This window comes from Thalassospira sp. UBA4513 (assembly GCF_002388495.1).
Lineage (GTDB): Bacteria > Pseudomonadota > Alphaproteobacteria > Rhodospirillales > Thalassospiraceae > Thalassospira > Thalassospira tepidiphila.
This window is the reverse complement of the sequence record NZ_DGMR01000005.1, coordinates 16,555-30,700: the sequence shown is the minus strand read 5'-3', so window position 1 is coordinate 30,700 and position 14,146 is coordinate 16,555. Positions and strand designations below refer to the sequence as shown.

Below are 14,146 nucleotides of genomic sequence, written 5' to 3'. Positions count from 1 at the left end.
TCGAATCCCCTAGGGGACGCCATCTTTTTCCAAATATAAATCAATATGTTGCCGCGCAAATGTCGCGCCGCGCATCAATTGTCTTTTGCGCGATTTCGTTTCTAGAAACGAAATTTATGTTGGCGTGGTGCCATCTTTTTGTGTTGCCGATAACGCCGTGTCAGGCTTTCGCGGAGTTGTTCCGCCGTCGGGCGGGGCAGATCGATGACCATGCGCGGGGTTTCGGGTGTGATTGCGTCTGACTGCGCGGCATCGTCGGTGATGGCGGCGATATCACCGGCAAACAAATCAACCGGATCGGCCATGTCGGCGTCGTAAAGGTCGGTGACCCCGACGCCAAGCAACCGATAGCGTGTACCATCTATTTCCTTTTTAAGCAGGGTCAGGGCGGCATCCAGAATGACGTCTTCGCGCAATGTCGGATAGGTCAGGCGCATGTTGCGGGTGCGGAGCTTGAAGTCCGACGATTTCAGTTTGAGGATCACGGTGTGCCCAGCGATTTCCTTGCGCGCCAGATCGCTTGCGACCCGCGATGTCAGTCGGGTGGCGATCTCGGAAAGCTCGGACAGGCTTGCGATATCTTCGTTGAAGGTGGTTTCCGAAGACAGGCTTTTGCGTTCCGTGCTTTGCTCCACACGCCGATTGTCTTCACCGCGCGAGAAGTAAAAGAACCGCTTGCCGATGCTGCCATATCGGCCCTTCAGGGTATGGATGTCCATTTCCTGCAACTGCCCGATGGTTGTAACGCCATCTGCGTGCAGTTTGCGCTCCATCGCGGGGCCAACCCCCCACATCATGCGCACTGGCTTGTCGGCCAGGAAATCAAGCGCCTCACCCCGCCCGATCATGGAAAAGCCAAACGGCTTGTTGAGGTCGGACGAGATTTTGGCGAGGAACTTGTTATAGGAAAGCCCGATCGAGACCGTAATGCCGACTTCGCGCTTAATTGTCGCCTGAAGGTCGATCAGGCATTCTGCCGCCGATTTGCCATGGGTTTCAGCGGCGTTGGTAAGGTCCATAAAGGCCTCGTCAATCGAAAGTGGTTCGATATCGGGGGTGAGCGCGCGCATCATGTCGCGAATGCGATAGCCTTCGCGCTGATACTTTTTCATATCGGATTTCAAAAACACCGCATCAGGGCAGAGTTCCCGTGCCTTGAAGGCCGGCATGGCGGACCGAACACCATATTTGCGCGCAACATAACAGCATGTCGCAACAACACCACGATGACCGCCGCCAATAATAACGGGCTGATCGATCAATTCCGGCCGGTCACGCTTTTCAATCGAGGCATAAAAGGCATCGCAATCAAGATGACCAATCGAAAGCTCCGGCAGTTCCGGGTGGGCGATGGCGCGCTTGCAGGAACAGACCGGGCAGGGCACATAGGACCCGCTACCGCTTTTGGGGAGCGGTCGGTCAAGATGCTGTCGCCATTTGTGATGGCAATCCGGGCACAGCGCGTACAACATGCTTATGTGTACTGCTTTTGTTCCCGTTTTGCCAAGAGGTGAAATGAAGGTGGTTGCTGGTAAACCAAGGCTCCTGACCGGTTTGTCAGGAGGATGTCTGGCGCCTGTCGGTTATCGCGTCGGCTTGTCGTCGGTTGGCCTTGTCGGCGTAGGTCTGACGGGCTTTTTGGCGTCGCGCTTGGCGCGGCGTTGCCGGGCGATCATGTTGTCTATATAGCGGCCCTGGAACAGGGTGATGCCAAGCGACTGGCCGAATTTGATTGCGGTGGGTGAATCACAACGGCACAGGATCACACGTTCCCGGCCGGAGTTCTTCACCAAACTGTCCATTTCCGAGTATTTTTTGCGGATGACATTATCGGTCATCTCTTCGCGCCAGGCGACCTTGATGAAGTCTGCCTTAAGGCGTTTACGATCAACAAACGACAGGGCTTCGACTGTCAGGTTGTCGATCAGAATGCGATAGCCGCGCTCATGGAAATCGTCACGCACCCTGAGATAGGTCTCAAGGTTTGAAAACAGATCAACCTGATTAAGCTCGATGATCACGTTGCCCTGCCAGTTGCGGCGCACGGTTTCATCAAACTTGTCAAAATCCTTGGACGTCAGGGTGCCAAGATTGAGGTTGATCGAGAACGAACTTGCATGCGTCTTGAAGGTCCGCTTGCACAGGTAGTTCAGCATGCGTTTGTCGAGTGTCTCGGTCATATGCTGGAACAGCCAGCGGTTTGACGCCAGATCAATATTGGGCATCAGCGCGTTGCGCAGATCGGTGATTGAGACAAAGAACTCGTCAAATACCGGATGCAGTTCCTTGGAACTGCCATGGGCAAAGACACAGACCGGCTGCTGGCGAATATGTTCGGACAGATCGGCTGTGTGAATGGTTTCTTCAAGTTCGCCGAGGTTTTCGGCCGTGATCGGGTTGAGGACGTTGTTGTCTTTTTCACGCTGGATGGCGCTGCGCATGTTCAGGCTTTTCTGAAGCTTTTTTGCGCGCTCATCAAGGTGCTGACAGAGCAACAGGAATTCCTGGAACTCGGTATTAAGGTTGTACCAGGTGCAAAAACCGGTTTCCTCACTGTCGTCCTGTGACAGCGGATCATCGCGGAACAGATAGCGCAGCGTATCTACAGCCGGTTCGACATCGGCAATCGATTTGTCTTTCCAGACAAAGATCAGATCATTGTTGGTCAGAACAAAGATACGACCGACATAGAGTTTGACATAGCTTTCAAAGGTATTGGTCGCAACGCGGATATGATAATCGCGGCGGTGGAACGGCTTTAGGCGCGACAGGTGAATATGTACAGCCCGGTGCCCGTATTTACGGGTCTCCAGCCGTTGCACATAATCCAGCAACAGGTATTCCTGAAGAGCCTGTTGGCCATATTGCTGCGGTTCAATCACGCCGAAACCCCTGAAAGAGAAAACGTTTTTTTGAGTGGTTATTTGCCGGTTGAATACACCGAAGACCGAAGTCTGATCAAATCATAATGTTCTGAAGGTCTGGTTAATGGTTGAGACACTCACTTTAGCACTATTCCATGTATAGAAACTATACGTATGGCAGGACAAGTGTCGCGTCAAAAACAGTGATTAATTTGCTTTAACGAATTGTTGGCAAGCAGGGTGCAAAATCAAGGCTGTATGGGGGAAGTCCATGCCGGGTTTTGCTGGAATATGAACCGGCACTACAGCATGATTTCCAAAACGGGTTTTATGGAATAGGGGATTGGCGCCATGCAGGTATCCGCAAAGCGGACCGGGAACTGGCTGAAAATCGGCAAGGGTATTGCTGTGATCGGTATGGTTTCGTGGGTGTCGGCCTGTGCGCCGCTGCTGGATCAGGACTTCTGGGACGAGGCAACGTCCTTTGCCGATGACAATTACACGGCACTAGGCCTGCAACAATTGGCCAGCGGTGATTATGCATCTGCTGAAAAGTATTTTGACGAGGCACTGCGCAAAAATCCCCAGGACGGCCATGCAATGTTGTGGCGATCCGTTCTTTATCAAAATACCAACCGCCCGGATCGGGCGCGCGATGGATATGAAACACTGATCGCGATGAACCCTCCGGGTACGGTTCTGATGTCGTCGGCAACGGGGACACAGCCCCGTCCACTGCGTGATGCAGCTGAATTCAACCTGTCGCGGCTTCAGCGCGGCCTGCCGGGGTCGCTTAGCATCAATGATCAAATCATCAGCGGGCCATCGGGCCTTGGCAATGGTGCCGCGGCTGTGGCCGCCGGTCGTGCTACAAACGCGCCAATGACGGGCAACCCGGTCTCGTCCATGACCAGCGCGTCAACCAGGCCGATGGATGTTCCGGCCGGTGCAGCCCTGTCGGCAGGGGACGAGGCAATCGCCAAACGGTTTGCGATCTTGCGCAATTTACAGTCCACCGGACTTGTCACGCCTGAGGAATATTCCGCCCGCCGTTCGGCAAACCTTGGTGCCTTGCTGCCGATGAGCCAACCGGCACCGTCGGCATTCTTGAATAACCCGCCGCCAGATGGTGAACAGGTCGAACAACGCCTTAATCAACTGAACCGCGCGCTTCAGATCGGGGCAATTACTGTGCAGGAACATGTTGCAGAACGCACAGCAATTCTCGATGCGTTATTGCCAGCCCAGCCGCGCCAACGCGCAACCCCGCCGCCAGCCCCGCAAGGCCTGATGGATGCCGCACGTCAGATTGCGCGCATCGAAGACCTGCAACAGATGAAGCTGGTCACACCTGATGAATTCAAGCGCGAACGTGACGCGATTGAGGCCGCCATTGTCGAACCGGCACAAGGCACGGCAATGACGCTTAATTCCGGTGAACCTGTTCGCCGTGTCGCCACGGGTGAAAGCCGCCCGGTTCAGGCGGCTGAGGAAATGGCAAGCGCGCCTGCAGCAATGGCAAGTGGCGCCAAATCCGTTCATCTGGCGTCTTATCGCAATGAGGCACAGGCAGAACGCGGCTGGCAGATCCTGAGCAGCCGTTATGGCCAGCTTGCCCCGCTTCAACATGGTGTGACGCGCGCCAGCATTCCGGGCAAGGGCACCTATTACCGCCTGATGGCAACGGGACTAAGCGATGGTGCGGCAAGCTCGCTGTGTGCGGAGCTGAAACGACGTGGCCAGTTCTGCGAAGTCAAGTAGCACTTCGGGTCCATGGACCTTATCTTAAAAGAATAGCGACAACGCCGGTGGGATCAAAATGTTGCCACCGGCGTTGTTGTCTTCAAGCTAGATCCTGAGCCTAACCTTATTCAACCGATATTCCGGTAACATGCCATGATCTTTGTCTTTAGCGATTTTGGTGTAAACGGCCCCTATAGCGGCACCATGCGGTCGGTCGTGATGCGCCATGCGCCGGATGTGCCGATCTGCGATCTGATGTGTGATGCGCCGGACCGGAACCCAAAGGCGGCAAGTTACCTTTTGGCGGCGTTAACCCGCGAATTTCAGGCGGGCGATGTGGTCTTGGCGGTTGTTGATCCCGGCGTGGGCAGTGCGCGTCAGGGGCTTGTCGTTACGGCCGACGGCGTTTCATATGTCGGGCCGGACAATGGTTTGTTTGAAATGATTATAAGGCGTGCCGAAAAGGTATCGATCAAGGTCATTGACTGGATGCCCGATGATGCATCGGCAAGCTTCCATGGTCGGGATATCTTTGCCCCGGTTGCCGCATGGGTCGCAACCGATCAGGCTTTTGCATCACATCCGATCGCACTTGATGCGCGGTTCGGCCCGGCACAGGATTGGCCGGATGAATTGGCCGAAGTGATTTATGTCGATCCCTATGGCAACCTGATGACGGGACTTTCTGCGCGTTCACTTGATGAAAAAATCACGATCAATGCGCATATCGTTTCCGGGGCGCGGACTTTCTCCGACGTTTCGGAAGGATCGGCTTTCCATTACCGCAATTCGATTGGGCTCTGTGAAGTGGCGGTCAATTGCGGACGCGCCGATAAATTGATGGGCGCTGTGATCGGAAGCACTGTTGGCGTGAATTGAATATGTTACGTGCAATCGATGATTGGTTCGTAAGTATGTGATGTGATCGTTTGAAGGTGTGATAACTGGTGTTTGCGATAAGCAATCAATCCTTGAGCAGGGCTTGGTGAATGGCGATTGAGGTTAAATTCTGGGGCGTTCGTGGAAGCATTGCATGCCCGTCACCTGACCATGTTGTTTATGGTGGCAATACCAGTTGCATTGAAATGCGTGTCGGTGACGAGGTCCTGATCTTTGATGCCGGGACCGGGATCCGCAACCTTGGCAAGGATCTGATCCGGCGCAATGTCACCCATGCCCATATCTTCCTGACCCATACACACTGGGATCATATCAACGGATTTCCGTTCTTTGTGCCGGCCTATAACCCAAACGCGTCCTTCCGTGTCATGGCGGGGCATCTGACCCATCAGGGCGGGGTGGAACGCGTGTTTTCGGCGCAAATGGCCGACCCGACATTTCCCGTGCCGCTGTCCGCCATGCAATCAAAGCTGACATTTGAGGATTTCAGTGTCGGGGATGAATTGCATCCCGCTGACGGTATCGTGATCAAGACGGCACCCTTGCGTCATCCCAACGGGGCGACGGCATTTCGTGTCGAGTATGATGGTAATGCGGTGTGTTATGTGACCGATACCGAACATGATCCGGAAACCCCGGACCCGATCATTCTTGATTTCATCGAAGATGCCGATCTGGTGATTTACGATTGCACCTACACCGACGAAGAATTCCCGCAAAAAGTCGGGTGGGGGCATTCGACATGGCAGGAAGGCATTCGCCTGTGCCGGGCCGCCAATGCCAAGCAACTGGCACTGTTCCATCACGATCCGGAACATGATGATGCGGAAATGACCATTATCGAGCAAAAGGCACACGCCACCTGGTCAGGCGCCTTTGCCGCCCGCGATGAAATGGTGTTGCACATCGAATAGCGGTGCCAGTTTCCGGATCTGAACTTCGGCCTCAAAACACGCGGGAGTATTTCGGGAAGACACGGATTTCAATCCGGCGGTTGGCTTCGCGATTTTCCGGGATCGGTTCGCCGAAATCATTGCGGTTTGGCAATTTCGGTTTGGTATCGCCATAAGAAATGGCGCGCATGCGTTTGCTGTCGGGATCAACGCCAAGGGCGGCAAAGAACCGGACAACTGCGATGGCACGACCCGCCGCGAGATCCCAGTTTGTCGGGAACCGCGGTGAGTTGATCGGGCTATCGTCGGTGTGACCGGCAACTTCGACCTGAAAACCGAGATAGCGCGGTTCTTTCAGAAGATCCCCGACATCCTTGAGAAACAGGACAGCATCATTGGTCAGGTTAGCCGACCCCGGTTGGAAGAACGACGCGCTGCCCATTTCCATCAGAATGCCTTCGTCATCGGTCGACACATTGACCGCACTGTCCAGCGCCATGTTGAAAACCACATCGCGCAGATCTGTTTCAAGCACCTGTGTCGGTCGCACGACTTCGCGCTTGCCAATCTGTTCGGCAATACCAGCCTGGACCTTTTCAAACATCGGTATTTCGACCTTGGAGAAGCTGACCAGCATGACAAAAAACGCCATCAAAAGGGTGATGGCATCGGCATAGGTAGCAAGCCAATCCTCGTTGACCGGCTCTTCTTCCTTGAATTGCAGGCGTCTCTTGCCGCGGGCCATGATCGATCCCCTTACTTCGACGACTTGTCGATATTGAAATGAATGGCCGGATCAAGGAAGGAATTCATCCTGTCCTGTATGGCGCGCGGGCCTTTGCGATCTGCCAGCATGATCAGGCCTTCAGCGATCAGGTAATTGCGAAAACGCATGATTTCCTCGCGCTGCTGGATTTTGCTGGCCGCCGGCAGGAAAAAGAACCGGGCGGCAACAATGCCGTACAATGTCGTGATCAGCGCAATCGCAAGACCGGCCCCCAACGAGGTTGGATCATCGGCCATTTTATCAAGCATGATGACAAGGCCGACCAGTGTCCCGATCATGCCAAAGGCCGGGGCGGCGGCAGCCATGCTCTTAAGGATAGCAATCGGTACCAGGTTGCGGCTAAAGGCATTATCGATGGCGTTATGAAGCATCTCGGCGGTTTCCTCGCCGTCATAGCCTGTGATGACGACTTCCATCGCCCAACCCAGAAACGGTTCGTCCTTGCCGACCCGTTCGGCTTCCTGTTCAAGGGCGTTGATACCCTTTTTCTGCAACAGATAGCCCCATTTTACCACACGGCCGACTTCGCCGGTCAGTTGGCCACGGCCCATTTGCGGGGCGCGGAAAATCTTGAAAATCAGTCTGAGCGCCAGCAGTACATAGCGCGCCTCATAGGCAATAAATGTCGCGGCCAGCGTGCCGCCAACCACCATCAGTGCACTCGAAAGGCTTAAGAATACCAGATAGTTATCGGTCGAAATAAAGATCGACCCGATAAACAGGCCAAGGCCGACCATAATGCCTAAAATCGTCGTAAACGACATTGTCCCCACAATCCCCCGGGTCGTCGACATGGCGCTTTTGTGTGTCAAAGACACCAGACATTAGAAAAAAGAATATTATTATTTTACGTAAGAATAGGCCCGCATTTCGTTGTTTTGAAGTTAATTTTATTCAATTCAAAGTCGATAACGTCGGCCGGGGGCAGATGCAGGGGGCGTGATCAATGCAACTTCTGGCATAAGTTCGGTTCATCCGATGGTAGCCAAAAACAAAACCGACGGCAAAACAACTGTCTTGCCGCCGGTCAATTGTGAACGATTGCTGCGCGAGCTTACGCTTAGCTGCTGCGGATGTCGGCAAGGAACTGATCAACCTGCGCGCGCAGGTCGTTGGACAGCGTCCCAAGTTCTTCGGCAACATCAAGAACCAGATGGGCAGCCTGATCAGTATCGGCGACGGTGTTGCTGACCCGTTCGATATTACTGCTGACTTCCTGGGTGCCGATGGCAGCCTGTTCGACATTCTGCGCGATTTCGTCGGTGGCGTCGGACTGTTCACCAACCGCGGCCGAGATGGTGTTGACCATTTCGGTGATGCGGCTGATCACATCCGAGATATCCCCGATCGAGCTTACCGTTTTGCCGGTTTCTTCCTGAATGGCCGTAATCTGTTCGGCAATTTCGTTGGTTGCGCGGGCCGTTTGGTTGGCAAGGTTTTTGACCTCTGCCGCGACCACGGCAAAACCTTTGCCTGCTTCGCCCGCACGGGCGGCCTCAATGGTGGCATTGAGTGCCAGAAGGTTGGTCTGGCCAGCAATGTCACTGATCAGCTCAACAATTTCACCAATGCGGTTGGCGACTTCCGACAGGCCCTGGACGGTTTCGGACGACTGGGCGGCTTCGCGCGATGCCTCGGCGGCAATCTGGGTTGATTGCTGTGCCTGTTCCCCGATCTGGGAAATTGATTCAGACAGATGGTCGGCAGCATCGGCCACAGTACGGACATTGACCGTTGCTTGTTCGGATGCTGCGGCAACCGTGGTTGCGCTTTTGCTGGCCCGGTCGGCTGAGTCGACAAGACCGCGTGCCGTGGTCTGCATGCGTTCGGCCGAGGCCGAAACCGCACCGACGATTTGCGCAATCACGCCTTCGAAACTGCCGATATGGCGTTCAAGGCTTTGCATGCGTTCTTCACGGCGGCGGGATTCTTCTTTTTGTTCGGCTTCCATCTGCTTTTTGGCAATCGCATTGGTGCGGAAAACATCAACCGATTTCGCCATTTCGCCGATTTCATCCTGGCGCGACAGGGCGTTGATTTCAAAGTTGGTATTGCCATCGGCCAGCGCATTCATGTCATTGCCAAGATCAGAAAGCGGGCCGGTGACAATACGCGACAGCAAAACCCGCATGCCAATGATGGTGGCAATTGCGATTGCAAGACCACCCAGAACAATACCGATCAGGATACGGTTGGTTTTTTCCTGTTCGGGGGCAACTGAAAGGCTTGAGGACAGAACGGCGATTACGTCGCCGGTGTCGGCCTCCATCGCGCCATGGCAGCTAAAGCAGACTTCGCGATCCGCACCCTTGGTTTCACCCAGCACAATCGGCATCGACAGGCGATAGGTGCCGTTATCAGTATAACGGCCAATCATCTTGCCGGTTTCGATGGCCTCGATATCAATCTCGTCGCGCGGGGTTTTAAGCGGCTTCTCGCCGAATTCTTCCATATAGGCCATGGTGGTCGGTCCCCATGCGGACCAGAGTTCGCCGGGATAGTCGCCATTGCGGCTGTCAAACCAGTTGTTGAAAACCTGAATGCCGATATCGTCGACATCATCGGGGCGGGCGGCCATCACATTGACAATCAGCGCATGCAGCGACGTCAGCTCGTTTTCACTTAGCTGATGAAGCTTTTCATCCATGGCTTTTTCCTCGACCACAGTCATCATCAAAAGCGCAATAATCACAGTGGTAGAGACGCCAAATGCGGACGCCCACATAAAGCGTTTGCGAATGCTCATGGCGTTGAAGGCAGACAGGATGCGCATGGTAACTCCCCGATGGCATAGGCTTCAATAAACCCGACGGAACAGGATGTTTTTTGTTCTGTTTCGCGGGCTTGTGAACCATGCATGATCGCGGAAAAAGTGCTTTGATATGCCTCAAGCGGGGCGAATTGAATTGGTATAGTTCGTATCGCCAGACGGGCTGTTTACAACGTTGCGGGGCTTGCAAGCCCAACGACAAACAGGCATAAGCAGCCCAGCAAAACACATTCGATACACAGGACAATCTGATGACGCTTTCCTATAGCGACACCCGCAAGAAGCTTGATCAGATCACCGCAGAAATGCTGGGACTGATCCGCAAATACGGTCTGGATGCGGCAAGCCCGTTTGACGTGATCGAAGTCGCGCGTGCGAAGATCACCGACCAGAACGACTACATCCGTTTTCTGGAGCTGTCGCTTGAGGGGCGGATATACGGTGAATATGGCGATGCCCTGCAAAAGCAGATCGACGAAGAGGCCAAGCAGGCCGAAGCCGCCAAAAAACTGAACTAGCGTTCTGAGCCTAGCGTTCTGGGTGCGTCGTTTGCGCATCGATCGAAATTTTTTTCGGCCCGTCTTCTGTTTTGAAGACGGGCCGTTTTTATATGGCTGGTAAGCCGCAAACTGGCACAAATCTTCTAACCTCAGGAAAGGCTGATTTTGCGGCATCGGAAGAATTGGGCAAACTGTCACAAATTCTTCCTGATCTTGTCACCGTGCTGCAGTTGAGCGGCCATGAAGTTAGGACTATATGGCTTCTGTAAACGCCGCATCACAAAAATGGATGCGACAAAATTCGATGGGCAAAACCGTCGAAAACCAACGAGCAACAGGATGACTGACATGAAAAAGAGTTACGTCCAGACTCTGATGGAAGTCGAAAAAGTATTCGGTCAGATCAATGACCATGATTATCGCCTTTACCGGGCCGTTTGGGGCAATCGTCAGGCGGCGCAAACGGGCTTGCCGCGTGGAACACGCGCAGAAATCAGCAAGAAGCTCGCCAATGACTTTGTTGCGGCGGTACCGTCTGTCGCACATATCAACCCGCGTCTGTCCACACCGCACGCGGCTTGACGCGCTTTAAAGCTTGGCTCTGGCAAGGTACGGGTGATGGGATGTACCTTGCCAATTCACTCTGTTTCAGGCATCAAGTGACGCCGTATGCGATCTGGCCGTGATAGTCATGGCTTTTGATCTGCGAAGTCGTATTTCCTGATATCTGGCCGGAGTATCCCATGTCGATCAAGTCGTTGATTCGTACCATTCCCGATTACCCGAAAAAGGGCATCATGTTTCGGGATATCACGACGCTGTTCGAGGACCCATATGGTCTTAGCGAAGTGATCGACAGTTTCGCCGCCGAATTCCAGGACAAGAAGATCGATATGATCGCCGGAATCGAAGCGCGTGGCTTTGTCATCGGTCCGGCGGTTGCCGTGGCCCTTGGTGTCGGCTTTGTCACCATCCGCAAGCAGGGCAAGCTCCCGGCTGAAACGGTCGGTGTCGAATATGAACTTGAATATGGCACCGACGTCATCGAAATCCACAAGGACGCCGTCAAACCGGGCAGTCGTGTTCTGATCATGGATGATCTGATTGCCACCGGTGGTACCGCCCTTGCTGCGATTGATCTGGTCGAAAAGATCGGGGCAGAGGTCGCAGGGTGCGCCTTCATCATTGATCTGCCTGATCTTGGCGGGGCGCAGAAAATCCGCGATCGCGGTATCGAAGAATTCCACTTGGTCGAATTCGAAGGCGATTAAGACGACGCGAAACCGAGGTGAGTGGCAGGAATTGCGAATTTCCTGCCGTATCACTATATATTCATGTATAATGCATGTGTTGAATTAGGTCTTAGCCCATATTGGTCTTTCGCCAAGGCAGAGGAACATGATCGCACCGGTCCAAAACGCACAGACAGTTTCACAAGTTGGCCAGTATGGCCGACTTGCGCCTGCTGGTGCGCGCGGTGTGGCAACAGCCGACCGGGACAATCAGGTTGAGGCATCGTCTCAGAACTATACCTATGACCCCGATGATGACGGCATTCTGTTTAATGCCTATGTCGATGGCAAAAACAAACGTCAATCGGGGCAGGGTAATCCCGGCGAACAGAAAGACCAGCGTACCGAACAGCGCAATCTGTCAGCTGCGCGTCGCGCAAGTGATCGCGAGGGGGCTGTCGATATGCCCAGCGAGATCGATTTTGCCAGCCTGCTTGATCCGTCGATCCCGTTTGATCTGTCGGCCAATAGCGGTACATCGTTTTATGCGGTGGTCAATGCGGTGGCCCACGGTGTGGGCGTGCGCGGCAAGCATCTGGATGCGACCGTTTAAAAAGGCCTGCCCATAGGTACTTCAAACCACGACGTTCCCCGAAAATTTAAAAATCTGATCGGTGATGCTTGTTGGTATCTGCCATAGGTTTTATGATCCTTGGCAACACGTGATCGTATCCCATGACCATCGGGCACAGCATGAAGAACAAGCCGGTTCTCAATACGGTATTTGATGCCGCATTCAGGTTCATTGACCTCGCACTCAATGACAACGAATATCTGCAGCCGCAAAAACTGCATCGTTTGTTGTATCTGGCGCAGGCTTATTACGGCGCGAACTATCACGGCAACATGTTGATGCCCGCCATCTTTGTGGCAGAGGAATTCGGCCCGGTCGAACCGAACCTTTATGCCGTGATGGAAGAATCCCGGCCTGATGTGCGGCTAAAATCGGTTGATCCGAAAACCATCCATTTTCTTGAAAGCATCTGGGCGCAGTTTGGTCATCACACGGTCGAACATCTCAGCGTGACCGTGCGCAATCATCCGCCCTTTACCAAGGCCTACAAGGAAGGGATCGGAACGATCATCCCGTTCGACGAACTGGTTGAATTTTATGCCTCGGTCCGCAAAACCGCGACCACGCCCGAGGCCAAGGAAGTCGTGCGCCCGCGCGTCATGCGCTCCCACAAAGGCAAACCGGTTGCGACCACTGACTGGTTGCCGCGCAAGATCAAGTAATCCGAAAATTCCGGTTAAACAGGTTTTGGGGTTATTGCCCCATTCCGAGGTTCTGGCACGGATCGCCACGCGCGATGTCATTGGTAAACCACATGAAATCGATATCGTCGGGTGCGCCAAACCGCATGGCGTAATCCTCGATGCTTGACGCGTCCGGGCCGGGATCATCGGCCTCAATCAGGCTGACCACGGCAATATCACGCGGCTCAATATCCGGTTCATAGCGCTGCAAATGCCAGGGGGTGGCAATGCTGTGGCGGACATGCATGGCACCCGCAATCAGGAATGCCCCATCAATGCCGTCAATATTTGCCGCATCGCTCATCGCACGGGCTAGCGACGCATCGCGGGCAAACTGCACAGCGGAAAAGCCACCCAGCATGCTTTTGGGCAGCATATTGCAATGCCCCTCAGCGATTTCGACATTGAAGCGATCAAGTATTTCTGTCGGCATATCTGGCAAATCAAGCTTGGCAGCCAGATCATCGGGCAGGGCATCGTTGCCGTTGCTGATCATGGGTTTAAGCAGATCATCGGGCAGATTGCCCGCCACCATCATCAAACCGTTATCGCGTGCTGCCTGCGCAATCGGCGCATAGTCATGCCATGACGGCCAACCTCGATCTTCCCACGCCATCGCCGGGCCGAGTTCCGAAACCGGAAGCGTCTGCCAGCTGTCTTCAAGCGATGCCTGTTGATCACGTGTAAACATTTCCCAGACAATCGCGCGTTCACGCTCATCCGACTTGCCAAGTGCATTGACCAGCTGTGCCTGATGGTGATGGTGGATGGGATTGTCGTGCTTTTCACCGATCAGGATGTATTTGCGACCTGATAGCCGTTCGACCAGCGCATCAAACATGATGTATTCGCCAGCCACCACGTCAAAAATCAAACCCGGCGCCGGGGGCAGGGCATTGACGTCGGTCAGGCTGCCCCGGGGGGTATTGCTATCATGCGCAACCGTCGGGGCGACGGGAAGGATAGTCGATGCCAGCGCAACCACAGAGATACCGACACTGCGTTTAACAGCATGTGTCCATGATCTGACTGCGATTTGGATCGGCATCGACTTGGGCATCGATCAGTTGATTCCTGATTGAAAACGGATGTGTCTTATTTGCTTAAGCGCAAGGCCGTTTCAAGGTCGTTAACAAGATC

At 54.1% G+C, this 14,146-nt stretch carries 14 protein-coding genes; 8 read left to right on the top strand and 6 right to left on the bottom strand.

Going from position 1 to position 14,146, the window contains the following annotated elements:
• Positions 1–101: 101 nt before the first annotated feature.
• Positions 102–1,472, bottom strand: coding sequence for a DNA polymerase IV (locus B2T33_RS02000; protein WP_286791034.1), 1,371 nt, complete (start codon positions 1,470–1,472; stop codon positions 102–104).
• A gap of 111 nt (positions 1,473–1,583) precedes the next feature.
• Entirely contained in the window at positions 1,584–2,882 is a 1,299-nt protein-coding gene (locus B2T33_RS01995; protein ID WP_286791033.1) for an EAL domain-containing protein, read from the bottom strand.
• A 333-nt stretch (positions 2,883–3,215) separates the two neighbouring features.
• Here B2T33_RS01995 and B2T33_RS01990 point away from each other — a divergent pair, with 333 nt between their 5' ends.
• The 3 genes from B2T33_RS01990 (at position 3,216) to B2T33_RS01980 (ending at position 6,421) form a co-directional block, all read left to right on the top strand.
• Complete coding sequence (locus B2T33_RS01990; protein WP_286791032.1) at positions 3,216–4,625, top strand: SPOR domain-containing protein; 1,410 nt, start codon at positions 3,216–3,218, stop codon at positions 4,623–4,625.
• A 135-nt stretch (positions 4,626–4,760) separates the two neighbouring features.
• Entirely contained in the window at positions 4,761–5,486 is a 726-nt protein-coding gene (locus tag B2T33_RS01985; RefSeq protein ID WP_286791031.1) for an SAM hydrolase/SAM-dependent halogenase family protein, read from the top strand.
• A gap of 110 nt (positions 5,487–5,596) precedes the next feature.
• A complete protein-coding gene (locus B2T33_RS01980; RefSeq protein WP_286791030.1) occupies positions 5,597–6,421 on the top strand; it encodes an MBL fold metallo-hydrolase in 825 nt (274 codons plus the stop codon).
• 31 nt (positions 6,422–6,452) lie between these two features.
• Here the strand turns inward: B2T33_RS01980 and B2T33_RS01975 are convergent, their stop codons facing one another.
• From B2T33_RS01975 to B2T33_RS01965, 3 genes are all read right to left on the bottom strand, one after another.
• Positions 6,453–7,145: an OmpA/MotB family protein gene (locus tag B2T33_RS01975; RefSeq protein ID WP_286791029.1), complete on the bottom strand. Its 693-nt coding sequence runs from the start codon at positions 7,143–7,145 to the stop codon at positions 6,453–6,455.
• Positions 7,146–7,156: 11 nt separating this feature from the next.
• Entirely contained in the window at positions 7,157–7,951 is a 795-nt protein-coding gene (locus tag B2T33_RS01970) for a motility protein A (RefSeq protein ID WP_286791028.1), read from the bottom strand.
• Between the two features lie 296 nt (positions 7,952–8,247).
• On the bottom strand, positions 8,248–9,960 hold the full coding sequence (locus tag B2T33_RS01965) for a methyl-accepting chemotaxis protein (protein ID WP_082923532.1): 1,713 nt from the start codon (positions 9,958–9,960) through the stop codon (positions 8,248–8,250).
• Between the two features lie 248 nt (positions 9,961–10,208).
• Here B2T33_RS01965 and B2T33_RS01960 point away from each other — a divergent pair, with 248 nt between their 5' ends.
• The 5 genes from B2T33_RS01960 to B2T33_RS01940 all read left to right on the top strand — a co-directional run bounded on the left by B2T33_RS01960 (position 10,209) and on the right by B2T33_RS01940 (position 12,985).
• On the top strand, positions 10,209–10,475 hold the full coding sequence (locus B2T33_RS01960; protein ID WP_008890910.1) for a hypothetical protein: 267 nt from the start codon (positions 10,209–10,211) through the stop codon (positions 10,473–10,475).
• Positions 10,476–10,805: 330 nt separating this feature from the next.
• The gene (locus tag B2T33_RS01955) at positions 10,806–11,039 is read left to right on the top strand and encodes a hypothetical protein (protein WP_008890909.1); all 234 of its coding nucleotides are present in this window, start codon (positions 10,806–10,808) and stop codon (positions 11,037–11,039) included.
• 161 nt (positions 11,040–11,200) lie between these two features.
• Positions 11,201–11,728 carry an adenine phosphoribosyltransferase gene (locus B2T33_RS01950; RefSeq protein ID WP_008890908.1) on the top strand — a complete coding sequence of 176 codons (528 nt, stop codon included), beginning with the start codon at positions 11,201–11,203 and terminating at the stop codon, positions 11,726–11,728.
• Between the two features lie 127 nt (positions 11,729–11,855).
• Positions 11,856–12,302: a hypothetical protein gene (locus B2T33_RS01945; protein ID WP_008890907.1), complete on the top strand. Its 447-nt coding sequence runs from the start codon at positions 11,856–11,858 to the stop codon at positions 12,300–12,302.
• 122 nt (positions 12,303–12,424) lie between these two features.
• On the top strand, positions 12,425–12,985 hold the full coding sequence (locus B2T33_RS01940) for a Panacea domain-containing protein (RefSeq protein ID WP_008890906.1): 561 nt from the start codon (positions 12,425–12,427) through the stop codon (positions 12,983–12,985).
• Positions 12,986–13,016: 31 nt separating this feature from the next.
• On the opposite strand, the gene B2T33_RS01935 is transcribed toward B2T33_RS01940, so the two are convergent.
• Complete coding sequence (locus B2T33_RS01935; RefSeq protein WP_197145104.1) at positions 13,017–14,066, bottom strand: ChaN family lipoprotein; 1,050 nt, start codon at positions 14,064–14,066, stop codon at positions 13,017–13,019.
• Between the last annotated feature and the right edge of the window lie 80 nt (positions 14,067–14,146).